General features: G+C 70.7%; 21 protein-coding genes and 2 tRNA genes. 14 read left to right on the top strand and 9 right to left on the bottom strand.

Features of this window, described 5'->3' with window-relative positions:
* Window positions 1-393: 393 nt before the first annotated feature.
* The 3 genes from GC092_RS08055 (at window position 394) to GC092_RS08045 (ending at window position 1,194) form a co-directional block, all read left to right on the top strand.
* Window positions 394-466, top strand: a tRNA-Val gene (locus GC092_RS08055).
* A 203-nt stretch (window positions 467-669) separates the two neighbouring features.
* Complete coding sequence (locus GC092_RS08050; protein ID WP_324011246.1) at window positions 670-852, top strand: hypothetical protein; 183 nt, start codon at window positions 670-672, stop codon at window positions 850-852.
* Between the two features lie 66 nt (window positions 853-918).
* A complete protein-coding gene (locus GC092_RS08045; RefSeq protein ID WP_271171870.1) occupies window positions 919-1,194 on the top strand; it encodes a hypothetical protein in 276 nt (91 codons plus the stop codon).
* A gap of 18 nt (window positions 1,195-1,212) precedes the next feature.
* Here the strand turns inward: GC092_RS08045 and GC092_RS08040 are convergent, their stop codons facing one another.
* A complete protein-coding gene (locus tag GC092_RS08040) occupies window positions 1,213-2,013 on the bottom strand; it encodes an MOSC domain-containing protein (protein WP_324011244.1) in 801 nt (266 codons plus the stop codon).
* Window positions 2,014-2,213: 200 nt separating this feature from the next.
* Between GC092_RS08040 and aceE the strand changes: the two genes are divergently transcribed.
* From aceE to GC092_RS08010, 6 genes are all read left to right on the top strand, one after another.
* Window positions 2,214-4,940, top strand: a complete 2,727-nt coding sequence (aceE, locus tag GC092_RS08035; RefSeq protein WP_282977756.1) for a pyruvate dehydrogenase (acetyl-transferring), homodimeric type — start codon at window positions 2,214-2,216, stop codon at window positions 4,938-4,940.
* A gap of 80 nt (window positions 4,941-5,020) precedes the next feature.
* Complete coding sequence (locus GC092_RS08030) at window positions 5,021-6,226, top strand: PucR family transcriptional regulator (protein ID WP_271171873.1); 1,206 nt, start codon at window positions 5,021-5,023, stop codon at window positions 6,224-6,226.
* Between the two features lie 91 nt (window positions 6,227-6,317).
* A complete protein-coding gene (locus GC092_RS08025; RefSeq protein WP_324011242.1) occupies window positions 6,318-7,226 on the top strand; it encodes an ACP S-malonyltransferase in 909 nt (302 codons plus the stop codon).
* A gap of 20 nt (window positions 7,227-7,246) precedes the next feature.
* Window positions 7,247-8,251 carry a beta-ketoacyl-ACP synthase III gene (locus GC092_RS08020; protein WP_324011240.1) on the top strand — a complete coding sequence of 335 codons (1,005 nt, stop codon included), beginning with the start codon at window positions 7,247-7,249 and terminating at the stop codon, window positions 8,249-8,251.
* A 90-nt stretch (window positions 8,252-8,341) separates the two neighbouring features.
* Window positions 8,342-8,587: an acyl carrier protein gene (locus tag GC092_RS08015; protein WP_271171876.1), complete on the top strand. Its 246-nt coding sequence runs from the start codon at window positions 8,342-8,344 to the stop codon at window positions 8,585-8,587.
* 84 nt (window positions 8,588-8,671) lie between these two features.
* The gene (locus tag GC092_RS08010) at window positions 8,672-9,913 is read left to right on the top strand and encodes a beta-ketoacyl-[acyl-carrier-protein] synthase family protein (RefSeq protein ID WP_271171877.1); all 1,242 of its coding nucleotides are present in this window, start codon (window positions 8,672-8,674) and stop codon (window positions 9,911-9,913) included.
* Between the two features lie 88 nt (window positions 9,914-10,001).
* On the opposite strand, the gene GC092_RS08005 is transcribed toward GC092_RS08010, so the two are convergent.
* Both GC092_RS08005 and GC092_RS08000 read right to left on the bottom strand, forming a co-directional pair.
* Window positions 10,002-10,505, bottom strand: a complete 504-nt coding sequence (locus tag GC092_RS08005) for a DUF3145 domain-containing protein (protein ID WP_271171878.1) — start codon at window positions 10,503-10,505, stop codon at window positions 10,002-10,004.
* Between the two features lie 285 nt (window positions 10,506-10,790).
* The gene (locus tag GC092_RS08000) at window positions 10,791-11,396 is read right to left on the bottom strand and encodes a helix-turn-helix domain-containing protein (RefSeq protein WP_282977759.1); all 606 of its coding nucleotides are present in this window, start codon (window positions 11,394-11,396) and stop codon (window positions 10,791-10,793) included.
* Between the two features lie 77 nt (window positions 11,397-11,473).
* On the opposite strand from GC092_RS08000, the gene GC092_RS07995 reads away from it, so the two are divergent.
* Window positions 11,474-12,820 carry a pyridoxal phosphate-dependent decarboxylase family protein gene (locus GC092_RS07995; RefSeq protein WP_324014876.1) on the top strand — a complete coding sequence of 449 codons (1,347 nt, stop codon included), beginning with the start codon at window positions 11,474-11,476 and terminating at the stop codon, window positions 12,818-12,820.
* On the opposite strand, the gene GC092_RS07990 is transcribed toward GC092_RS07995, so the two are convergent.
* Complete coding sequence (locus tag GC092_RS07990; RefSeq protein WP_282977760.1) at window positions 12,821-13,321, bottom strand: low molecular weight protein-tyrosine-phosphatase; 501 nt, start codon at window positions 13,319-13,321, stop codon at window positions 12,821-12,823.
* A 108-nt stretch (window positions 13,322-13,429) separates the two neighbouring features.
* Between GC092_RS07990 and GC092_RS07985 the strand changes: the two genes are divergently transcribed.
* Complete coding sequence (locus GC092_RS07985) at window positions 13,430-14,632, top strand: NAD(P)/FAD-dependent oxidoreductase (protein WP_324011236.1); 1,203 nt, start codon at window positions 13,430-13,432, stop codon at window positions 14,630-14,632.
* A 10-nt stretch (window positions 14,633-14,642) separates the two neighbouring features.
* Here GC092_RS07985 and GC092_RS07980 read toward each other — a convergent pair whose 3' ends face one another.
* From GC092_RS07980 to GC092_RS07965, 4 genes are all read right to left on the bottom strand, one after another.
* The gene (locus GC092_RS07980) at window positions 14,643-14,864 is read right to left on the bottom strand and encodes a hypothetical protein (protein ID WP_324011234.1); all 222 of its coding nucleotides are present in this window, start codon (window positions 14,862-14,864) and stop codon (window positions 14,643-14,645) included.
* 92 nt (window positions 14,865-14,956) lie between these two features.
* On the bottom strand, window positions 14,957-15,346 hold the full coding sequence (locus GC092_RS07975) for a DUF6234 family protein (protein WP_324011232.1): 390 nt from the start codon (window positions 15,344-15,346) through the stop codon (window positions 14,957-14,959).
* A 142-nt stretch (window positions 15,347-15,488) separates the two neighbouring features.
* Window positions 15,489-15,562, bottom strand: a tRNA-Ile gene (locus GC092_RS07970).
* Window positions 15,563-15,577: 15 nt separating this feature from the next.
* Complete coding sequence (locus tag GC092_RS07965) at window positions 15,578-16,681, bottom strand: DMT family transporter (protein ID WP_271172181.1); 1,104 nt, start codon at window positions 16,679-16,681, stop codon at window positions 15,578-15,580.
* A 66-nt stretch (window positions 16,682-16,747) separates the two neighbouring features.
* Between GC092_RS07965 and def the strand changes: the two genes are divergently transcribed.
* The 3 genes from def to GC092_RS07950 all read left to right on the top strand — a co-directional run bounded on the left by def (window position 16,748) and on the right by GC092_RS07950 (window position 19,969).
* Window positions 16,748-17,314 carry a peptide deformylase gene (gene def, locus GC092_RS07960; protein WP_271171882.1) on the top strand — a complete coding sequence of 189 codons (567 nt, stop codon included), beginning with the start codon at window positions 16,748-16,750 and terminating at the stop codon, window positions 17,312-17,314.
* A 133-nt stretch (window positions 17,315-17,447) separates the two neighbouring features.
* Window positions 17,448-17,969, top strand: coding sequence for a septum formation family protein (locus GC092_RS07955; RefSeq protein ID WP_271171883.1), 522 nt, complete (start codon window positions 17,448-17,450; stop codon window positions 17,967-17,969).
* Window positions 17,970-18,016: 47 nt separating this feature from the next.
* Entirely contained in the window at window positions 18,017-19,969 is a 1,953-nt protein-coding gene (locus GC092_RS07950) for a glycoside hydrolase family 15 protein (protein ID WP_324011230.1), read from the top strand.
* 4 nt (window positions 19,970-19,973) lie between these two features.
* On the opposite strand, the gene GC092_RS07945 is transcribed toward GC092_RS07950, so the two are convergent.
* On the bottom strand, window positions 19,974-21,341 hold the full coding sequence (locus tag GC092_RS07945) for a glucose-6-phosphate dehydrogenase (RefSeq protein ID WP_324011228.1): 1,368 nt from the start codon (window positions 21,339-21,341) through the stop codon (window positions 19,974-19,976).
* Window positions 21,342-21,534: the final 193 nt, after the last annotated feature.

The following is a 21,534-nucleotide window of genomic DNA, read 5'->3' as shown; positions in this document are numbered from 1 at the left end:
CTCGAGCGCGCTCAGCCGCTGGGTGAGCGCGGCGATCTCGCGCTCGAGCGCCTGCGCGTCCTTCGCGTTCGCCGAGCCCTCGAGGCGCGCCCGGTCGCGGTCGCGCCGCTGCTGCGCGAGCGCGACATCCGACTCGATGCGAGAGACCTCGGCCTGCAGCTCGTCGCGCGCGCCGACGCGCACGGCGAGCTCATGGCTCTGCGCGGTGCGCTGCGCGACGAGCTCCTGCACCCGCGCTGCCTGCGGCGGGTTGCGGCGCGCGGCCTCCGCCTGCCGAAGTCGGCGGTCGAGGTCGGCGAGGTCGAGGAGGAGGCGCTGGTCGGCGGGGCTGGCGTTCACCTCTCCAGCCTACGGTCGGATGGCGACATCCCGTGCGCCTAGAATCGTCGGGAGGGGCCTTTAGCTCAGCTGGTAGAGCGCCACGTTTACACCGTGGATGTCGTCGGTTCGATCCCGGCAGGGCCCACCGTCCCGCCTCCCGCCGAATCCCCCGACCGCTCGGTGCCATCGCGGCATGGCCCGCGGTCGCAAGATCTCCTCCCCCGGCGCCTCGGTCGTGCGCGCCCTGCTCGCCGGCGACTAGCCAGAGCGGAGCCCTCGGTCAAGCGCCTGGGCTGCCTCGCCCGCCGCCCCTAGCGTGAGCAGCACCTCACGCGAAAGGACGAGACCATGTCGAACCCCTACCCCGCTCCTTACCCTCTGCCCGACGACGGCGAGAGCCGCGACGACCTGCCCACGACCGAGGTCGACGGCGACGAGGTGCTCGACCCCGATGCGAACGACGACCTCATCGACAGCGCCGACGCCGACCGTCTCGCGGCGGGCGACGACGACGTCGACGACGAGGTCTGAGCACCGCGCAGACCCGCTCGGGGGCCGGGTCTACCGCCTGTCGGCGCTCCTGAGTACAGTGCGGATATGAGAGCCTTCGACCGCGATTTCATCGACGCCGCCATCCAGACGACGCAGCTCGTGACCGTGGGCGGCAGTCTCTACTCGTTCGAGCCGACGCCGGTCCAGAGCACCATCTGGTACCCCGACCTGCGCGTGAAGCGCGACCGGCGACCGTGGGGCTGGGTCGTCGCCGAGGGCGACGGCTCGTACGCGATCCACGTCGCCGAGCAGCCCGGCGACATCCCGGCGAAGGTGGGCCGCGGCGCGACGGTCGAGCAGGCGATCCGCGCCGCGCTCTGAGCCGTCACGTCGAGCAGCTCAGTCGAGCAGCTCCACGCTGTCGCCGAGGCGGATGGTGCCGCCTCCCTCGGCGGGCAGCAGCAGGATGCCGAGGGTGGGCTCCGCCTGGCCGAAGACGCGGGTGAGGGTCTTCAGGAGCGGGGCGTCCCGCTCTCCCGAATCGGGGTCGGCGTGGATCGCGAGGCAGCGGATGATCGGGCGCTGCACCGCGAAGATCACCTCCCCGATCCGCACGCGGCCACGCCAGTCGAGCTCGCTCCACGGCTCGAGACCGTCGACGACGATGTTCGAGCGGAAGCGGCGGTCGTCGACGACGGCGTCCGGAGTGACCTCGTCGACCGCGCGCACCGACGGGCGACCGTGCAGCGACACGAAGCCGCGCGGCCGATCCTGGAAGCGCGACGTCCGGCCATCCCCCACGAGGACGAGCGGCAGGCGGCCACCCCGCTCCAGGCGCCGCCCGTCGGGCGTCGACAGGACGAACCGCGCGATCCGCTCGGAGGCCTCGCGTCGCCCCTCGGCATCCAGCGTCGTCTCGAGCACGAGCTCGTCATCCAGGCGGACGGAGAGCCGGCCGAGGTCCTCGTCGAAGCGCAGGCGGAGGCGCGCGAGGGAGGGGAAGTCCATGAGCGCGAGACCCTTGGACTTCGGCCAGTAGTCCAGTCCGTCATGCTCCTCGGGCGTGGCTGCGTCCGCGAAGCGGAAGGCCAGCACGCGGTCGCCCTCGATGCGGCCGTCGTCCTGGACGACGAGCGCCTCGCGCTCCTCGGCGGTGAAGCCCTTGACGGGATGACGGTAGAGCGCGGAGACGTGGGGCACTCCCTGATTCTGCCGCGTCCGGACGAGGGCACGCGACCGGAGAGCGCTTGCCGAGAGTCGACGCCACCCTGGCCGCGCGTGCCCGCCCCTCCTCGGAAGGACTAGGCTGTCCCCGATACGCGTGCATCGGCCCGACCGGGCTCCGGCACGCCTCGTCCCGTTTCCGCGGCACGATCTGCCCGCCAGACGAAAGGTCACCTGTGGCTGTTCACGACCAGGATCCGTACTCGCAGGGTGCGCACGACAGCGACCCGGAGGAGACCAGCGAGTGGCAGCAGTCCCTCGACGAGCTGGTGGACGTCAAGGGCCACCAGCGCGGCCGCGAGGTCATGCTGAGCCTCCTCCAGCGCTCGAAGCAGCTGCGTCTCGGTGTGCCCATGGTGCCGACGACCGACTACGTCAACACCATCGCGCCCGAGGACGAGCCCGAGTTCCCCGGTGACGAGGAGCTCGAGCGCCGGTACCGCCACTGGATCCGCTGGAACGCCGCGATCACCGTGCACCGCGCGCAGCGCCCCGGCATCGGCGTCGGCGGGCACATCTCGACGTACGCGTCGGCGGCGTCGCTCTACGAGGTCGGGTTCAACCACTTCTTCCGCGGCCAGGACCACCCGTCCGGCGGCGACCAGATCTTCTACCAGGGCCACGCCTCGCCCGGCGCCTATGCGCGCGCCTACCTCGAGGGTCGCATGAGCGAGGCGCAGCTCGACGCGTTCCGCCAGGAGAAGTCGGGCGCGCCGAACGGCATCCCGTCGTACCCCCACCCGCGCATGATGCGCGACTTCTGGCAGTTCCCCACGGTGTCGATGGGCCTCGGCCCGATCAACGCCATCTACCAGGCGATGACGAACAAGTACCTCGCCAACCGCGGGATCAAGGATGTCTCGGACTCGCACGTCTGGGCCTTCCTCGGCGACGGCGAGATGGACGAGGTGGAGTCGCGCGGTCAGCTCCAGGTCGCCGCGAACGAGGGCCTCGACAACCTCACGTTCGTGATCAACTGCAACCTCCAGCGTCTCGACGGCCCGGTCCGCGGCAACGGCAAGATCATCCAGGAGCTCGAGAGCTTCTTCCGCGGCGCCGGCTGGAACGTCATCAAGGTCGTGTGGGGCCGCGAGTGGGACGACCTGCTCGCGCGGGACACCGACGGCGCGCTCCTGAACCTCATGAACGTGACGCCGGACGGCGACTTCCAGACCTACAAGGCGGAGTCGGGCGCCTACGTGCGCGAGAACTTCTTCGGCCGCGACCCCCGCGCGCTCGAGCTCGTCAAGGACCTCTCCGACGATGACGTGTGGCGCCTGCGCCGCGGCGGCCACGACTACCGCAAGGTGTACGCGGCCTACAAGGCGGCCATGGAGCACAAGGGCCAGCCGACGGTCATCCTCGCGAAGACCGTCAAGGGCTACGGCCTCGGCCCGCACTTCGAGGGGCGCAACGCGACGCACCAGATGAAGAAGATGACGCTGGACGACCTCAAGCTGTTCCGCGACACGATGCAGATCCCGGTGTCCGACGCTCAGCTCGAGGCCGACCCGTACCGCCCGCCGTACTACCACCCGGGTGCGCAGGACGAGACCATCCAGTACATGCTCGAGCGCCGCCGCGCGCTCGGCGGCTTCCTCCCCGAGCGCCGCAGCACGCACATCCCCCTCAACATGCCCGAGGACAAGGACTACGCGTTCCCGAAGAAGGGGTCGGGCAACCAGGAGGTCGCCACGACGATGGCGTTCGTCCGGATGCTCAAGGACCTCATGCGGGTCAAGGGCTTCGGCAACCGCATCGTGCCGATCATCCCCGACGAGGCGCGCACGTTCGGCATGGACTCGTACTTCCCGTCGGCGAAGATCTACAACCCGAACGGCCAGAACTACACCTCCGTCGACCGCGAGCTGCTCCTGGCCTACAAGGAGAGCCCGCAGGGCCAGATCATGCACGTCGGCATCAACGAGGCCGGCGCCGCCGCGGCCTTCACCGCGACCGGAACGTCCTACGCCACGCACGGCGAGCCGCTCATCCCGGTCTATATCTTCTACTCGATGTTCGGGTACCAGCGCACGGGCGACGCGTTCTGGGCGGCCGGCGACCAGCTCGCGCGCGGGTTCATCATCGGCGCGACCGCGGGCCGCACGACGCTCACGGGCGAGGGCACGCAGCACGCGGACGGCCACTCGCCGCTCCTCGCGTCGACGAACCCCGCGACCCTCACCTACGACCCGGCCTTCGGCTACGAGGTGTCGCACATCGTGCAGGCCGGTGTCGAGCGCATGTACGGCGGATCGCACCCCGACCCCGACGTCATGTACTACATCACGGTCTACAACGAGCCGATGCGCCAGCCGGCTGAGCCGGCCGACGTCGACGCAGAGGGCATCGTCAAGGGCATCCACCGCGTCTCGGTCGGCACGGGAGACGGTCCGCGCGTCCAGCTCCTCGCGTCGGGCGTGGGCGTGCCGTGGGCGCTCGAGGCCCAGGAGCTCCTCAAGAGCGACTGGGGCGTCGTCGCCGACGTGTGGTCGGTGACCTCGTGGTCGGAGCTGCGCCGTGACGGCCTCGCCGCCGACGAGCACAACTTCCTCCACCCCGAGGAGGAGCCGCGCACGGCGTACCTCACGCAGAAGCTGCAGGGCGCCGAGGGGCCGTTCATCGCGACGAGCGACTACATGCACGCCGTGCAGGACCAGATCCGGCAGTGGATCCCCGGCCCGTACTACACGCTCGGCGCCGACGGCTTCGGCTTCGCCGACACGCGCGCCGCGGCTCGCCGGTTCTTCAAGATCGACGGCCCGTCGATGGTCGTGCGCGCGCTGCAGTCGCTCGCCGACCAGGGCGCCGTCGACCGCTCGGTCATCGGGCAGGCGATCGAGAAGTACCGCATCCACGATGTGACGGCCGGCACGTCCGGCAACGCAGGCGGAGATTCCTGAACCGCGTGAGCGGAACGGCAGACGGCGGGGCCCCCGGCAGGCGGGGCCCCGCCCCTGTGTCGACGGAGGAGAGGGCGACGATGGACAAGGCGGCGACCCTGGCGTGGCTGCGCCGCATCTCCGGCGACGTCGCCACCGCCGTGCTGCAGCGCCTCGAGGAGTCGCTGCCCTGGTACACCGAGATGCCTCCGGCCCGTCGGTCGGCCGTCGGGCTCGTCGCGCAGGCCGGGATCAGCTCGTTCATCGAGTGGTACGAGGATCCGACGAGCACACCCTCGATCGCCGCGGACATCTTCGACGCGGCCCCGCGCGAGCTGCTGCGCAGCGTCAGCCTCCAGCAGACCCTGCAGCTCGTCCGCGCGACCGTGGATGTCATGGAAGAGCGCGTCGTCGGACGCGGCGAGCAGCTGCGCGAGTCGATCCTCCTCTATTCGCGGGAGGTCGCGTTCACGGCGGCCGACGTCTACGCCAGGGCCGCGGAGTCGCGCGGACTCTGGGATGCCCGACTCGAGGCGCTCGTGGTGGACTCGATCCTCACGGGCGAGACCGATGAGGAGCTCCCGAGCCGCATCGCGGCACTCGGCTGGCACGGACACGGCGAGGTGTCGGTGCTCGTGGGCACCACTCCCCCGCTGTTCGACGTCGACCAGGTGCGGCGCACGGCGCGCAAGCTCGGGGTCGACGTGCTCATCGGCGTGCAGGGCTCGCGCCTCGTGCTCGTGCTCGGCCGTGCGCACGCCCCCGGCAAGGAGCAGTCGGAGCCGAACGGCGAGCTGAGCTTCGTGGAGATCGCCGATGCGCTGGAGCCCTGCTTCGGCGCCGGGCACCTCGTCCTCGGCCCGGCCGTCCCGGCCCTCGTCGACGCGAGCCGCAGCGCCCGCGCAGCCCTCGCCGGGTTCGCCGTCGCACGTGCGTGGCGTCATGCGCCGCGCCCGGTCGAGGCGGATGACCTCCTTCCGGAGCGCGCGCTCGCGGGCGACCCGCTCGCGAAGCAGACCCTCATCGAGCGGATCTTCCGCCCGCTCGAGGCGCACTCGACCGACCTCGTCACGACGCTGTGGAGCTACCTCGACAACGGGCGCTCGCTCGAGGCGACCGCGCGGGAGCTGTTCGTGCACCCGAACACCGTGCGCTACCGCCTCAAGCGCGTGAGCGACGTGATCGGCTGGGACGCGACCGGCCCGCGTGAGGCGCTCATCCTGCAGACGGCGCTCATCCTCGGCTCGATCGGCCCCAAGGATGCCGTCCGGCGCCCGGTCCGCCGTCCGCGCGACGGGCGACGATGACCATCCGAGGTGTCCGCCACGCACAACGGATCCGGGGATTCTTGTGACGATCTCGCCAGCGAGCCGCCGTTCCGGTTGGCATGATGGTCAGGTGATCGTCGCCGCATTCCCCGGACAGGGGTCCCAGACGCCCGGATTCCTCAGCCCCTGGCTCGAGCTCGACGGGGTGCGCGAGCGCCTCGAGGCCGCCTCCGACGCCGCTCAGGTCGACCTCATCGCGGCCGGAACGGAGTGGGACGCCGACCGCATCCGCGACACGCGGGTCGCTCAGCCGCTCATCGTCGCAGCGAGCCTCGTCTCGTACGAGGCCCTGCAGGCGCGCGCGTCCGCCCCGGGCGGGGTGGCCGGCCACTCGGTCGGCGAGATCGGCGCGCTCGTCGCCGCCGGCGTGATCGGATTCGAGGACGGCATGCGGCTCGTCGGCCTGCGCGGCCGCGCGATGGCCGAGGCGGCCGCCCAGGCGGAGACGGGCATGAGCGCTGTCGTGGGCGGCGTCGAGGAGCAGGTGCTCCAGGCGATCGCCGACGCGGGCCTCGAGCCCGCCAACTACAACGGCGGCGGGCAGATCGTCGCGGCCGGAGCGACGGACGCTCTCGCCGCCCTCGCCGCGTCCGCTCCGCGTGGAGCGCGGGTCATCCCGCTTCAGGTGGCCGGCGCCTTCCACACGTCGTACATGGCTCCCGCCACGGGCCCGCTGCAGGAGGCCGTCGAGGGGATCGCCGAAGTGGGCGATCCCGCGCTGCCGCTCTGGACCAACAGCGACGGCACGACGGTGGCGACCGGGCGCCGTGCGCTCGAGCTCATCGTCCACCAGGTGAGCCACCCGGTGCGGTGGGACCTGTGCATGACATCGTTCGCCGACCCGGAGATCGCGGGCCTCATCGAGCTCGCGCCCGCGGGCGCTCTCGTCGGGCTCGCGAAGCGCGGGCTCAAGGGCGTGCCGACGGTCGCGGTGAAGACCCCGGATGATCTCGACGCGGCAGCGGCGCTGCTCGCGTGAGTGAGGAGAAGAAGAGCAGGATGACGACCCCCACGCTGAAGGAAGCCACCGGCAGCGCCCACTCGCGCATCTACGCCTACGGCGCCGCGCGCGGCCAGTACGCCGTGCCCAACGACGACCTCGTCGGGCCGATCGACTCGAGCGACGAGTGGATCCGCCAGCGCACCGGCATCATCACGCGCGTGCGCGCCGACAAGGCGACGACGGCCGTCGAGCTCGCGGCCGACGCGGCGACCGAGGCCATCCAGCGCTCGGGCGTCGATCCCTCCGAGATCGACCTCGTCATCGTCGCCACGATCAGCAACCCGCGGCAGACGCCATCCGTCTCGGCGATCGTGGCCGACCGCGTCGGCGCGAACCCGGCCGCGGCGTACGACATCAACGCCGCGTGCGCGGGCTTCTGCTACGCGGTGGCGCAGGCCGACGCGCTGATCCGCTCGGGCGCGGCGCGGTACGCGCTCGTCATCGGCACGGAGAAGCTCAGCGACATCGTCGATCCCACCGATCGCTCGATCTCGTTCCTCCTCGGCGACGGTGCGGGTGCCGCCCTGCTCGGCCCGAGCGAGACGCCCGGGGTGTCCCAGACCCTGTGGGGCTCCGACGGGTCGAAGTCGGAGGCCGTGCGCATGAACGCGACGCTCACGGCGTTCCGCGACGGCGAGGCGGAGTGGCCGACGCTGCGCCAGGAGGGCCAGACGGTCTTCCGCTGGGCGGTGTGGGAGATGGCGAAGGTCGCCAAGCAGACGCTCGAGGCCGCAGGCGTCGAGCCGTCGGACCTCGCGGCGTTCATCCCCCACCAGGCGAACATGCGGATCGTCGACGAGTTCGCCAAGCAGCTCGGGCTGCCCGACACGGTCGCGATCGCTCGTGACATCGCCGACACGGGCAACACGTCTGCCGCGTCCATCCCGCTCGCGACGCATCGCCTGCTCGAGGAGAACCCCGAGCTCTCGGGCGGTCTCGCGCTCCAGATCGGCTTCGGCGCGGGGCTCGTCTTCGCCGCTCAGGTCGTCGTCCTGCCCTGACGTTCCACGGATCGGGCCGCCTCCGCCTCTAGACTGATGGGCGGTTCCCGACCCGGATTCTGATCACCCAACCCTGAAAGAGAGAAACCCATGGCATTCACGAACGACGAGGTCCTCGCCGGACTGGCTGAGCTCATCACCGACGAGACCGGCATCGACGCTTCCGAGGTCGCCCTCGAGAAGTCGTTCACGGACGACCTCGACATCGACTCGATCTCGATGATGACGATCGTGGTCAACGCCGAGGAGAAGTTCGGCGTGACCATCCCCGACGAGGAGGTCAAGAACCTCAAGACGGTGAAGGACGCCGTCGACTTCATCACCGCCAACCAGTGATGCTTCCGGGCGTCACGCCGCGCGGCCGCGCCGACTCGGCGTGACGCCCGATCTGCACTTCCGAGGAACACAGGGAACCAAGCCATGACCAAGCGCATCGTCGTCACGGGCCTCGGCGCGTCGTCCGCCATCGGCGGCAACGTCGAGGACAACTGGCGCAATCTCCTCGCAGGCGTCTCCGGCGCCCGCACGCTCGAGCACGACTGGGTCGAGAAGTACCAGCTCCCGGTGACCTTCGCCGCTGAGGCGATCGTCCGGCCCGAGGAGGTGCTCCCCCGCCACGAGGCCAAGCGCCTCGACCCCTCGACGCAGTTCGCGCTCATCGCGGCACGCGAGGCCTGGGCGGACGCCGGAGAGCCCGAGGTCGCGCCCGAGCGCCTCGGCGTCGACTTCGCGACCGGCATCGGCGGCGTGTGGACGCTGCTGGACGCATGGGACACCCTTCGTGAGAAGGGCCCCCGCCGCGTCATGCCGCTCACGGTGCCCATGCTCATGCCGAACGCGGCTGCCGGCAACCTCTCGCTGCAGTTCAACGCGAAGGCGTACGCGCGCACGGTCGTGAGCGCCTGCGCATCGAGCACGGAGTCGCTCTACAACGCCTACGAGCACCTCCAGCAGGGGCTCGCCGACGTCGTCATCGCCGGCGGCGCCGAGTCGGCCATCCACCCGATCACGGTGGCCTCCTTCGCCTCCGCGCAGGCTCTCTCGCGCCGGAACGACGATCCCGCAACGGCATCGCGTCCGGGCAGCATCGACCGCGACGGCTTCGTGATGGGCGAGGGCGCGGCCGCGCTCGTGCTCGAGACCGAGGAGCACGCGAAGGCCCGCGGTGCGCGGATCTACGCGTACCTCGTGGGAGGCGGCGTCACCGCGGACTCGTATCACATCACGGGCAACGACCCCGAGGGCTGGGGTGCGGCGCGCGCCGTGCAGCAGGCTCTGGAGGTCGCGGGCGCTCAGCCCGACGACGTCACTCACATCAACGCGCACGCGACCTCGACGCCGGTCGGCGATCCGAACGAGTACGTCGCCCTCAAGCGCGTGTTCGGCGACCGCATCGACGAGATCCCCGTCTCCGCCACGAAGGCGTCCACCGGGCACCTCCTCGGCGGCACGGGCGCTCTCGAGGCGGTCTACACGGTGCTCGCGCTGCGCGACCGCGTCGCTCCGCCGACGATCAACATCACCGAGCAGGACCCCGAGGTGCCGTTCAAGCTGTCCGGTCAGCCTCAGCCGCTCGGCGACGGCCCCCAGCTCGCGATCAGCAACTCGTTCGGCTTCGGCGGACACAACGCGGTCATCGCGTTCGCCTCGTACGACGGCTGATCCCACAGCGGACAGCGAGACGCCCCAGGAGTTCTCTCCTGGGGCGTCTGCAGTCTGTGGACGGCGGGACGCGGCTCCCGCCGCGGGCTCAGCCGACCTGGTGCAGCCACACGACCGGCGAGTCGTCGCCGGCGGTGCGGAAGGCCTCGAGCTCCTGATCCCATGCGCTGCCGAGGGCGACGTCCAGCTCGCGACGGAGCTCGAACGGGTCGGAGCCCGCGATCTCCATCGCGTAGCGCACGCGATCCTCGGGGATCACGACATTGCCCGCCGAGTCCATCTGCGCGTAGTGGATGCCGAGATCGGGCGTGTGCATCCAGCGGCCGCCGTCACTGCGCGGAGTGGGATCCTCCGTGACCTCGAACCGGAGGTGCTCCCATCCGCGGATGGCGGTCGCGAGGGCGGCGCCGGTGCCGGCGGGACCCTCCCAGTAGTACTCCGTGCGACGCGCGCCGTGCAGCACCGGCTGGTCCTGCCACTCGAAGTTGACGGCTCGGCCGAGAGATCGGCCGACCGCCCACTCCAGGTGCGGACACAGCGCTCGTGGCGCCGAGTGGATATAGACCACTCCGCGCGCGATGGGTGTCGCCATGATCTTCTCCGTTCGTCAGGTGCGTCTTCCCCTACGACCTGACCGGGCGATCCGGCGATTCCTCTTCAGTTCTCCCTGCATTATGACCCGCCCGCGCGTCAAATCACAAGCGTGTCGTTCCATCCGCCCGCCTCGCTGTCACTGATGGTCCCACGCGCATCCGGTGATGCACTGCTGTGCGCGGAGTGCGCACTGCCGTGCTCTATAGTGGGCGGAGCTTTCGAAGGGAGCTGTTCAATGACGAATCAGGCTCGGTCGCGCGCCGTCGCCGTGCGCGCCGGTAGGTCAGTCGCCGTGCGTCTCGGAGGCCTTCGGCGATCCGACGCCCGGCTCGAAGACGGAAAGCGTGAACCGCGCCGGGGCCGAGCCGGGGTTGGCGTACGCATGCGGCGCGTCACCCGAGAAGGCGATGACGTCTCCGGTCGCGAGCGGGTGAGTCTGCTCGCCGACCGTGACCTCGATGTCGCCGTCGAGCACCTGCAGGAGCTCCTTCGTCCCGGTCGCGTGCTCCTCGCTCTCGTGCCGTTCTCCGGGCTGCAGCGTCCAGTCCCAGAGCTCGAGCACGTCGGGCGACTCGGTTCCCGACAGCAGGACACCCACCCCTCCCCTGTCGCCGCGCCAGAGAATCGATCCCTCGCCCCTACGCGTGACCTTCACGGCGGCGACCTGCGGATTCTCGACGAGGGCGGGCAGCCCGATGCCGAGCGCCTGACTGATCCGGAGCAGGATCCCGACGCTCGGGTTGGTCGCGCCCTGCTCCACGTTCACGAGCATGCGACGGCTCACGCCGGCGGTCTCAGCGAGCGCGTCCAGAGTCCAGCGGCGGGCCTGCCGCTCCTGGCGCACGCGCGCGCCGATCGCCGCAGACAGGGCCGTCGTCGTCACATCCATACCGTGCACCATACTGCACCGAAGCCCCATTCCCTCGACAAGGAGCCACATTGAGCACCTCGACATCCGCGACGCGCATGCACGAGATCACCGCCGAGAACCGCAAGGTCGTCGACCTCGTGCTGAGCTACTCCCGCGAGCGACTCCTCGCAGAGGACACTCCCCTCGACAAGCCGCAGACCGAGGCGGCACTCGACGCCCTCGTCGGACAGACGATCAGCGAGGAGGGCCTCGGCGCCGAGCAGGCCCTCGCGCACTTCACGGAGACGCTCGCGCCGGCGTGCATCACGACAGACGACCCGAGCTACCTCTCCTTCATCCCGTGTGCGCCGACGAAGGCGGCCGCCGCATTCGACGTCGTCGTGTCGGCCAGCGGGCTCTACGGAGGGTCCTGGCTCGAGGGCGCCGGCGCCGTCTACGCCGAGAACCAGGTGCTGTCGTGGCTCGCAGCGGAGTTCGGCCTGCCCGCGACCGCCGGCGGGGTCTTCGTGCAGGGCGGCACGCTCGGCAACCTCTCGGCACTCGTCGCCGCTCGCGAGTCTGCGCGCTCGGCGGGGCGCACGGTTGCCCGCTGGAAAGTCGTCTGCAGCGAGGAGGCGCACTCCTCGATCGCATCGGCGGCCCGGGTGATGGACGTCGACGTCGTGGGTGTCGCGCCCGATTCCGACGGAGTCCTGCGCGGCGACGCCGTGCGGGCGGCGCTCGACGAGCACGGCGAGAGCGTGTTCGCCGTCGTCGCCACGACGGGCTCGACGAACTTCGGCATCGTCGACGATGTGGCGTCGATCTCCGAGGTGACACGCGCACGGGGCATCTGGCTCCACGTCGATGGCGCGTACGGTCTCTCGGCGATGCTCGCGCCATCCCATCGCCACCTCTTCGCGGGCGTCGAGCATGCGGATTCGGTGATCGTCGACCCGCACAAGTGGCTCTTCGCGCCGTTCGACGCGTGCGCGCTGATCTACAGCGACCCCGAGAAGGGGCGCCGTGCGCACACTCAGCACGCCGCGTACCTCGACACACTCACCGAGAAGGCCGACTGGAGCCCGTCGGACTTCGCCGCCCACCTGACGCGCCGCCCGCGCGGGCTCCCGCTCTGGTTCTCGCTCGCCTCCTACGGCGCCGCCGCCTACCGCTCGGCCATCTCCGCGTCCCTCGAGCTCGCGCAGGAGATCGCCGACGAGATCGAGCGGCGTCCGTATCTCACGCTCCTGCGCCGCCCGCAGCTCTCGGTCGTGGTGTTCGAGCGCGACGGATGGTCGAAGGATGATTACGAGGACTGGTCCGCTCGCCTGCTCGACGAGCAGCGGGCCTTCGTCACGCCGAGCGGGCATGAGGGGCGGACGAACGCCCGCTTCGCCATCATCAACCCGCGCACGACCATCGAGGCGCTGCGCGGCATCCTGGATTCGATGGCGGGCTGATCACTCCGCCGGCGCGACCGCGCGAGACTCCCGGACGAGATCCAGGATGGCCGGTGCTCCCGCTTCGATGAGCGAGAGTGTCTCCTCGAAGTCGGAGCGGTCGCCGTACCAGGGATCCGTGACATCGCGAGTCTCGGCACCGGGGACGAACTCCATCCACAGACGGGTGCGCGCGGGGTCCGCGCCCTGGCGCAGAAGCGACGCGCGGTGAAGCTCCGTCATCGCGAGCAGCAGGTCGGCGTCGAGGTCGTCATGGCTCACGACCTGCGCGGTCCGGGTCGGGACCGGATAGCCGCTCTCGGCGAGGACGGATGCCGCGCGCGGGTCGATCGGGTTTCCGAGCTCCTCCGCGCTGATGCCGGCTGAGCGCAGCGTGACGTCGATCCCGGCGGATGCGAAGCGGTCGCGCAGCACGACCTCCCCCATCGGCGACCGGCAGATGTTCCCCGTGCACACGACGACGATCGTGCGGATCATGCGACTCGCTGTCTCTCGGCTCACGACGCGAATCTAGTGGATGCGCGGCGGCTCCGTTCGCGGATGCTCGCCGCGCCGCGCGGAGACGTCAACCCCATCGACACATCCCGCGGTGTCCTCGACCCTCGAGACATGGCAGAGACGGTTGCTCGGAGCCCGCGACGTCACGACGTCATCGTGATCGGCGGCGGAAACGGGGGCATGTCGCTCGCTGCGCGACTGCGGAAGCGCGGATGCCCGGACGTCGCGCTCATCGAGCCGTCGGCGCACCATGTCTACAAACCGCTGCAGAACTACGTCGCGGGCGGTCTCGCTCGGCGTGACGAACTCGTGCGTGCCCAGACCTCGCTTGTCCCCCAGGGCGTCCGCCTCTATCCGTCGACGGCGCAGCGGGTCGATGCGGGCCGCCGGGAGGTCATGCTCGCGGACGGCACGGTCCTCGTCGCTGGGGATGTCGTCATCGCGTGCGGCGCCGAGACCGACTGGGAGTCGCTGCCGGGCGCGCGGCGGGCGCTTCGAGACGGCATCGCTTGCACATCGTTCGAGCTCGAGCATGTCGAACGCACCTGGGACAGGATCCGCGCTCTCGACCGCGGGACGGCCGTGTTCACGCTGCACGGGCAGCCCGCCTCGGGTCGGGAGACCGCGCTGAAACCTCTCTTCCTGGCCTGCGATCACTGGCGACGCCGGGGCGTTCTCCGCGACCTCCGGGTCGTGCTCGTGCACGACGCCGACCGCCTCCATCCCGTCGATGAGATCGCTGCGGCCATCCGGACGGCGATCGACGACTACGGAGTCGAGGTCCTCGCCTCGACGCGCGTCGAGAGCATCGAACAGGACACGCTGGCCGTCGACGGACCAGAGGGAACAGCTCGGATCGCAGCGGACCTCATCCATCTGCTCCCGCCGTACCGCGCTCCCGCCTTCGTCGGCGAATCGGGGCTCGCCGGTGAGCAGACGCAGGGATTCGTCGACGTGGACCCACGCACCCTGCAGCACCGCGACCATCCGCACATCTGGGCGCTCGGCGACGCGGCCGACCTCGGCGATGCCCGCACGGGCGGCGCACTCCGTCACCAGGTCAAGACGGTGGTCGAGAACATCCCGCGGCGCCGCTCCGGTCGGCCGCTCCTCGAGTACGACGGCTATACCGTCGCACCCATCACGACGTCGCGGCGCGCGCTCGTGTTCGGCGAGTACGACAGCCGCACTCACCGCGTCATGCGGACCATCCCGCTGCTCGACCCGCTCCGGCCGCGCCCGTGGTGGTTGGCACTCGATCGGTGGGTGCTCCCCCAGCTGTACTGGCACGGCATCGTCCGCGGGAGAGTCTGAGCGCCATCCGTCACACGCCGCCGCCGGCGTTCGCGCCAGTCCCGCCGGTGTACCCCTGCGACGCGCGGATCTGGGCGATATCCACGTCGTACTTCGTCCGGACGTCCTCAGCGAGCGGCTGCTCGTCACCGGGAAGCGAGGCCGACCTGCGCTCGCGCACGAGCACCCAGATGAAACCCCCGACGATCGGCGCCGCGATCAGCGCGACCAAGGTCCATTCGATCCAGGTCATGGCACCCCCTCCTGCGTCGTTCTCGAAGGGTAGCGCGGGTCGAGCGTCGAGCGCTTGCGGCCAGACGCACGGCGCTTCGTTCGTCGTTGCCCTCAGCCGGCGGCGCAGTTCGGGTCGCCCTCGCCATAGCACGGGAGGTAGTCGCCGGGGAGCTCGTGTGTCGCCGGCGCCGGCGCAGGCGCCCATCGGAGATGAGGGACCGCGAAGACGTACGCGGCCCCGAGCACCAGCACCGCGAGGAGCATCGCGACGACGACTCGCCAGGCCGATTCTCGGAAGACAGCTGCGGCACCTGCGACGACGGCGGCGACGACGGCGATCCCGGCGGCTAACTCGTACGCGATGATCTCATCCGACGTCGGCGACGGGGCGGGGCCGCCCAAGGAGAAGTACACCGAGAAGTAGATGCAGAACAGGAATGGAATGGCCAGCGTCGCGACGATGGAAGCGATGGCGAACACACGCGAGCTGCGCGTCCGCACGCTCCGATCGGAGCGATCGGCCCAGGCGCCCCCGTTCCACATAGGGGAACCATACGCAACGGCGGACGCTCGTGCCATCGGCCGTTTGGGGGACAGACGCCCCGCCCACAGGGAGGGCGCACATCGCCACGGTCGAGAACGGTAGGGCGGGTCGGACTTGAACCGACGATCGTTGGGTTATGAGCCCACTGCCTTAACCAGCTTGGCCACCGCCCCGTACAGCCCTAGAGCCTATCGCGCGTCGAGGCCCGAGCCCTCGTCGCCGTCTCGCGGCCCGTTGCGCCGCGAGAGGAGATCCTCGGGGTCGCGCGCCGCGCGCAGCGCGTCCAGCGCCGACGACCCGCTCTGGCCATCCGCTCGGTCGCCGTCCTCGCCATCCGAGCCGCGTCGGATCGACAGCTCCTGGCTCTCGCTGACGACCTGCGGATGGTGCCGCGCGAGGAGGAAGACGCCGAGCGACGCGACCGCGCCGACCACGACGAAGACGATGAGCGCCCACAGCGGGGCGTTCGCCGCCTCGCCGAGGACGATCGCGCCGATGAGCACCGCGACGATCGGGTCGATCACCGTGAGGCCGGCGATCACGAGGTCGGGCGGCCCCGACGCGTACGCGGTCTGCACGAAGTACCCGCCCGCGGCAGCGGCGGCGACGAGCGCGACGATGCAGAGCCAGACGGTCCAGTCCACGTCGCCGGCCTGGAAGCGCTTGATGACGATCTTCGCGAGCGTCGCGACGAACCCGTAGAGCGCGCCGGCCGCCGTGATGTAGAAGAGCGCGCCGATCCGGCGGCGCAGGATGAGCCAAGCCGCGCCGAGAAGGATGATCACGGCGAGCAGGATCGCGAGCACCACGAGCAGCTCGAAGTCGGTGATCGAGCGCTCGGTCGCGAAGAGCGCCGCGACGAGCACGAAGACGAGGATGCCGCCGACGCACAGGCCGATGGCGGTGATCGAGTTCCGGGTCGGCATGTGGCCCGTGATCTGCGCGTTCAGCAGGGTCGTGATGACGAGCGAGATCGCTCCGAGCGGCTGCACGACGATGAGCGGCGCGACGGCGAGAGCGCTCAGCTGGCAGATGATCGCGACGCCGAGCAGGATCGTCCCGATGATCCACGACGGGCGGGACATGAGGCGCAGGAGGTGCGCGGCCCCGAGGCCTGCGCGGCCCTCGGCGCCGGCGAGCCGCTCGACCTTCTTCACGCCGCGGCTCTGGTACTGGGCGCCGAGCGACATGAAGACGGCACCCGCGATCGCGAGCGGGATGCCGAGCAGCAGGCCGGGGTTCTCGAATGCGCCGACGAGCTGCTCGCCGATGTCCGCCGCTGCCAGGCTCATGGCCTCCGAGGTTCCCCAGGTCACCCACCGAGACTAACGCCCGATCGCGCCGACTACCCTGAAGGGATGGCCGTTCTGCCGATTCGCATCTGGGGCGATCCCGTCCTGCACGCCCCCGCTTCGCCCGTCGACGAGATCACCGACGAGATCCGCACGCTCGTCCGCGACATGTACGAGACCATGGACGCCGCGCCCGGTGTCGGGCTCGCGGCGCCGCAGGTCGGCGTCGGCCTGCGCATCTACACCTACACGTACGAGGACGACGACGGGAACCCTTGGCGCGGCGAGATCATCAACCCCGAGCTCTGGATGGTGCCGCTCGAGCCGGGCGACCCCGACGAGGACCTCGAGTCAGAGGGCTGCCTCTCGTTCCCCGGCGAGCGCTTCCCGCTGCGCCGTTCCGACCGGGTCGTCGTCACGGGGATCGACCTCGAGGGTGCTCCGGTCCGCATCGAGGTCGACGGATGGCGCGCGCGCATCATGCAGCACGAGTTCGACCACCTCGAGGGCGTCGTCTACGTCGACCGCCTCTCCGAGCGGGACTGGAAGACGGCGCAGAAGATCTCGAAGAAGCGCGGGTGGGGCCGTCCTGGCGTGAGCTGGATGCCCGGCGTCGACGACCTCGACGCCTGAGCGCCGCCGCGCGGAAGGGCTCTTTTGAGCCTGCTCGCTTTGCGCGAGGATCGAGGCGACGCGTAGCGTTCTGAGTGGGGTGCGGGCGTGAGGCTTCTGGTGCCCCGACCTACGCACACAGGAGAGTGACCCCATGATTCGCACCAACCCGACCCGTCGCGTCCTCGTCGCGGGTGCCGCCGTCGCCCTGGCCTTCTCGCTCGGCGGGTGCTCGAGCATCGCCAACCTGCTCAACGGCGAGACCGCCGCGCGCGACGAGGAGACGCAGGAGGTCACCGAGGGTGGCACGGTCGACGTCTTCTCGCTCGAGGTCGGCGACTGCACCGGCGCCACTGCCGAAGGCGAGGTGACCGACATCGAGGTCGTCCCGTGCGACGAGCCTCACGACTCCGAGGTCTACCACGAGTTCGAGATGGAGGACGGCGAGTGGCCCGGCGAGGCCGCCGTCGACACCGCGGCGGAGGAAGGTTGCACGGGCGAGGCGTTCGAGGCCTTCATCGGGCTCCCCTACGACCAGTCCGAGCTCTACGTGACCTACCTCACGCCGCTCGAGGACACGTGGAGCGACCCCTCGGTCGCCGACCGGCTCATCCAGTGCATGGCCTACATGCCCGGCGAGGAGCTCACCGGAACGCTGCGCGACTCCAACCGCTGAGCGCAAGGGCGTTTCGCTCGCCCCCGTGCCCGCCTACGGTGGGGCGCATGGCCTCGCACCATCCGCGCCCGCCGCAGGCGGCACCATCCGCCCCCATCGAGGACTACGCACTCGTCGGCGACCTCCACACCGCGGCGCTCGTCTCGCGGACGGGCAGCATCGACTGGCTCTGCCTGCCGCGCTTCGACTCCTCATCTCTGTTCGCCGCGCTCCTGGACGACGAGCGCGCGGGCCGCTGGTCTCTCCGCCCTGTCGACGAGACGGCGACGTCGAGACGCTCGTACATCGACGACACCTTCGTTCTGCGGACCACCTGGCAGACTCCCGGCGGCGAGGCCGAGGTGCTCGACTTCATGCCGCTCGGCGACAGCCGGCCCAATCTCGTGCGGCGCATCCGCGGGCTGCGCGGCTCGGTCGCGTTCACGGAGCGGTTCGCGGTGCGATTCGACTACGGCGCCGCCCTTCCCTGGGTCCGTCAGATCGAGTACGGAGACCGACCCGCGATCCTCGCGACAGCGGGGCCCGACTCGATCATCCGGCGCGGGCCGCGCGTGCGGGCGCAGGGGCTCGAGCACCGCGGTGAGCACGCGGTGTCGGAGGGGCAGACGATCGACATCGTGCTCACGTGGTACCCGTCGCATCGTCGTCCGCCGAAGCCGCTCGACGTCGACGCAGCGCTCGATCTGACACTCGACTGGTGGCGCGAGTGGGCGCGACGCAGTGCGCCGCCCGCCCCGTACGCGCAGGAGGTGCGACGCTCGCTGCTCGTCCTCCGGGCGCTCACCGACGAGGACACCGGCGGCATCTCGGCGGCCGCCACGACGAGCCTGCCCGAGACCGAGGGCGGCGTGCGCAACTGGGACTACCGGTACGTCTGGCTGCGCGACGCGGCGCTCACGATCGCCGTGCTGCTGACGCACGGCTACCGCGAGGAGGCGGAAGAATGGCGCGGATGGCTGCTGCGCGCCATCGCCGGGGATCCCGCGGATGTCCAGATCATGTACGGGATCGGGGGCGAGCGCCGCCTGCCGGAGTTCGAGCTCGAAGGACTGCGCGGCCATGGCGGCGCTCGACCGGTGCGCATCGGCAACGGCGCATACCGGCAGCGTCAATGGGACATCTTCGGCGAGGTCATGGTGGCGCTGCACGGCGCTCGCGTCGCAGGCCTTGAGGAGACAGCCGCGTCGTGGCCGCTGCAGCGGGCGCTGCTGGCGTTCCTCGCCGACAACTGGCAGCGGCCCGATCACGGGATCTGGGAGATCCGCGGCGACGAGCGGCACTTCACGCACTCCCGCGCGATGGTCTGGGCCGCCTTCGATCGCGGGGCGCGCGGTGTGCGCGAGTTCGGCCTGCCCGGTGACGCGGACCGGTGGCAGGAGCTCGCCGACACCATCCGCGCGGAGATCGTCGCGCGCGGATTCGACGAGCGGCGCGGCTCGTTCCGGCAGCACTACGACACCGACGAGGTCGACGCCGCGCTGCTCCAGCTGCCGCAGATCGGATTCCTCGCTCCGGACGACGAGCGCATGACGGGCACGGTGGCCGCGATCGAAGAGGACCTCATGGCTAACGGACTGCTGCTGCGCTATCGGACCTCGTCCGGGGTCGACGGTCTCGCGGGTGAGGAGCATCCGTTCCTCGCGTGCTCCTTCTGGCTCGTCGAGCAGTACGCGGGATCGGGGCGCCTCGAGGACGCCGAGGCGCTCATGGCACGAGCGCTGGAGGCCGTCAACGATGTGGGCCTGCTCGCCGAGGAGTACGACCCCGTGCGCCGTCGGCAGATGGGCAACACCCCGCAGGCGCTCTCCCACCTCGCGCTGGTCCGCGCCGCAGACGCGATCGACATCGCGCGACGCGGGCGCGCCGACCTGGCCCCGCACGTGCGCGGCGAGAGCGAAGGCGATGCGGAGGCGACCGGCACGCGCGAGAAGGAGCCGACGCCCGCCGAGGCGCGCGAGAGCTCGGGGACGCCTCTGCCCGCTCGCGACCCGGTCGAGTGACGGGTCAGCCCGCCGCGGTCCCCCATCCGTCGGGGCCTGCGCTGCCGGCCGCATAGTCCTCGAGCGGCACGCGCCCCTCGCGCCACGCTTCAAGAACCGGGGCGACAATGCGCCAGCACTCCTCCGCGATGTCTCCGCGGACCGAGAGCAGCGGGTCGCCGTCGAGGATGCCCTCGAGCACCTGCCCGTACGGGAGGAGGTCGCCCGGGGCCTTGTCGGTGGACAGGCGCGTCTGCTCGAGAGTGAACGGATCGCCGCTCCCGTTCATGGAGAGGTCGAGGGCGACCTCGCCCGAGAGCAGGTCGAGCACGATGCTGTCGCTCTTCGGCTCGCCGATGAAGCCCGGGATCTCCGGCGCCGGCTTGAAGCGGACGGTCACCGTGGTGCGATCGGCCGAGATGGCCTTTCCCGACCGGAGGACGAACGGCACCCCGCGCCAGCGCGGCGTGTCGACGGCGCACGTGATCTGAGCGAGCGTCTCGGTCTCGCGGGCCGGGTCCACACCCTCTTCGTCGACGTAGGACGGGAGGTCCCGCTCCCCCACGCGCCCGGCCGTGTACCGCGCGCGCTTCGACGCGCCGACGGGGTCGTCGTCCCAGACGCGGGTGCTGCGCAGCACCTGCGCGATGTTGGAGCGGAGCTCGGCCTGGTCGAGTCGCGGGAGCGGCTCCAGCGCGACGAGCGACAGCACCTCGAGCAGGTGGCTCTGGAGCATGTCGACGAGGGCGCCCGCGCTGTCGTAGTACCCGCCACGGCCCTCGAGCGCGAGCGTCTCGTCGAAGACGATCTCGACGCGTTCGACGTGCTCGGCACGCCATGCGCCCTCGAGCACGCGATTCGCGAACCGCAGGCCCAGCACGTTCAGCACCATCGACATCCCGAGGAAGTGGTCGATGCGGAAGATCTGCTCCTCGGGGACGAGCAGCGTGAGCAGGCGATTGAGTCGCCTCGCGCTCTCGAGGTCGGTGCCGAACGGCTTCTCGAGAGCGAGTCGTGTGCCCTCGGGCAGCTCGACCTCGCGCAGCGCCTCGCAGACCTTGGCGCTCACCGCGGGCGGCAGCGCGAAGTAGATGACGGGCGTGTGCGCGCACGCATCGAGGAGGCGCTTCAGGTCCTCGGCGCTCGTCGCGTCGGCGGGGATGTACGCGGTGGAATCGAGGAGCGCGTCGGGGTCGGCTCCGACGTCGGCGGCCTCGAAGCTCGTGCGGACGATCTCGTCCCACACATCGCTGCGGTCGTCGAGGCCCGCCCCGATCACCTGGACGTCGTACTCGCGTCGGGTGAGAAGGCTCGCCAGCCCGGGCAGCAGGAGCCGCCTCGTGAGATCGCCGCCTGCACCGAGGATGAGGATGCTCGCACTCGTCTTGGTCATGCCTGCGACGCTATCGAGAGCGCGCCAAGCGCGTCGAGGGGTTGCATGAGCGTGTCGGTTGACGCCGAGCGTGTTCGCTGGCGCCGAGCGGGTTCGCTGGCGCCGAGCGGGGCGGCGTCGGTGCGGCGCTCGGCGCGGGTTCGGCACATGGAGCGGGCGTGCGGCGCTCGGTGCGACGGCACGGGGCCGGCCG

Source organism: Microbacterium sp. JZ37, assembly GCF_035188445.1.
In the GTDB taxonomy this organism is placed as follows: Bacteria; Actinomycetota; Actinomycetes; order Actinomycetales; family Microbacteriaceae; genus Microbacterium; species Microbacterium barkeri.
This window is presented reverse-complemented; position numbering and strand designations above follow the sequence as displayed.

Bases quoted from the DNA above. Each gene is read 5' to 3' on its own strand.
- GC092_RS08045 (WP_271171870.1), top strand. From the start codon at position 919: ATGAGAGCCTTCGACCGCGATTTCATCGACGCCGCCATCCAGACGACG.
- GC092_RS07980 (WP_324011234.1), bottom strand. From the start codon at position 14,864: ATGACCTGGATCGAATGGACCTTGGTCGCGCTGATCGCGGCGCCGATC.
- GC092_RS07965 (WP_271172181.1), bottom strand. From the start codon at position 16,681: ATGAGCCTGGCAGCGGCGGACATCGGCGAGCAGCTCGTCGGCGCATTC.
- GC092_RS07945 (WP_324011228.1), bottom strand. From the start codon at position 21,341: ATGACCAAGACGAGTGCGAGCATCCTCATCCTCGGTGCAGGCGGCGAT.
- GC092_RS08020 (WP_324011240.1), top strand. From the start codon at position 7,247: ATGACGACCCCCACGCTGAAGGAAGCCACCGGCAGCGCCCACTCGCGC.
- def (WP_271171882.1), top strand. From the start codon at position 16,748: ATGGCCGTTCTGCCGATTCGCATCTGGGGCGATCCCGTCCTGCACGCC.
- GC092_RS08005 (WP_271171878.1), bottom strand. From the start codon at position 10,505: ATGGCGACACCCATCGCGCGCGGAGTGGTCTATATCCACTCGGCGCCA.
- GC092_RS08000 (WP_282977759.1), bottom strand. From the start codon at position 11,396: ATGGATGTGACGACGACGGCCCTGTCTGCGGCGATCGGCGCGCGCGTG.
- GC092_RS07950 (WP_324011230.1), top strand. From the start codon at position 18,017: ATGGCCTCGCACCATCCGCGCCCGCCGCAGGCGGCACCATCCGCCCCC.
- GC092_RS08010 (WP_271171877.1), top strand. From the start codon at position 8,672: ATGACCAAGCGCATCGTCGTCACGGGCCTCGGCGCGTCGTCCGCCATC.
- GC092_RS07955 (WP_271171883.1), top strand. From the start codon at position 17,448: ATGATTCGCACCAACCCGACCCGTCGCGTCCTCGTCGCGGGTGCCGCC.
- GC092_RS08015 (WP_271171876.1), top strand. From the start codon at position 8,342: ATGGCATTCACGAACGACGAGGTCCTCGCCGGACTGGCTGAGCTCATC.
- GC092_RS08050 (WP_324011246.1), top strand. From the start codon at position 670: ATGTCGAACCCCTACCCCGCTCCTTACCCTCTGCCCGACGACGGCGAG.
- GC092_RS08030 (WP_271171873.1), top strand. From the start codon at position 5,021: ATGGACAAGGCGGCGACCCTGGCGTGGCTGCGCCGCATCTCCGGCGAC.
- GC092_RS07985 (WP_324011236.1), top strand. From the start codon at position 13,430: ATGGCAGAGACGGTTGCTCGGAGCCCGCGACGTCACGACGTCATCGTG.
- GC092_RS07995 (WP_324014876.1), top strand. From the start codon at position 11,474: ATGCACGAGATCACCGCCGAGAACCGCAAGGTCGTCGACCTCGTGCTG.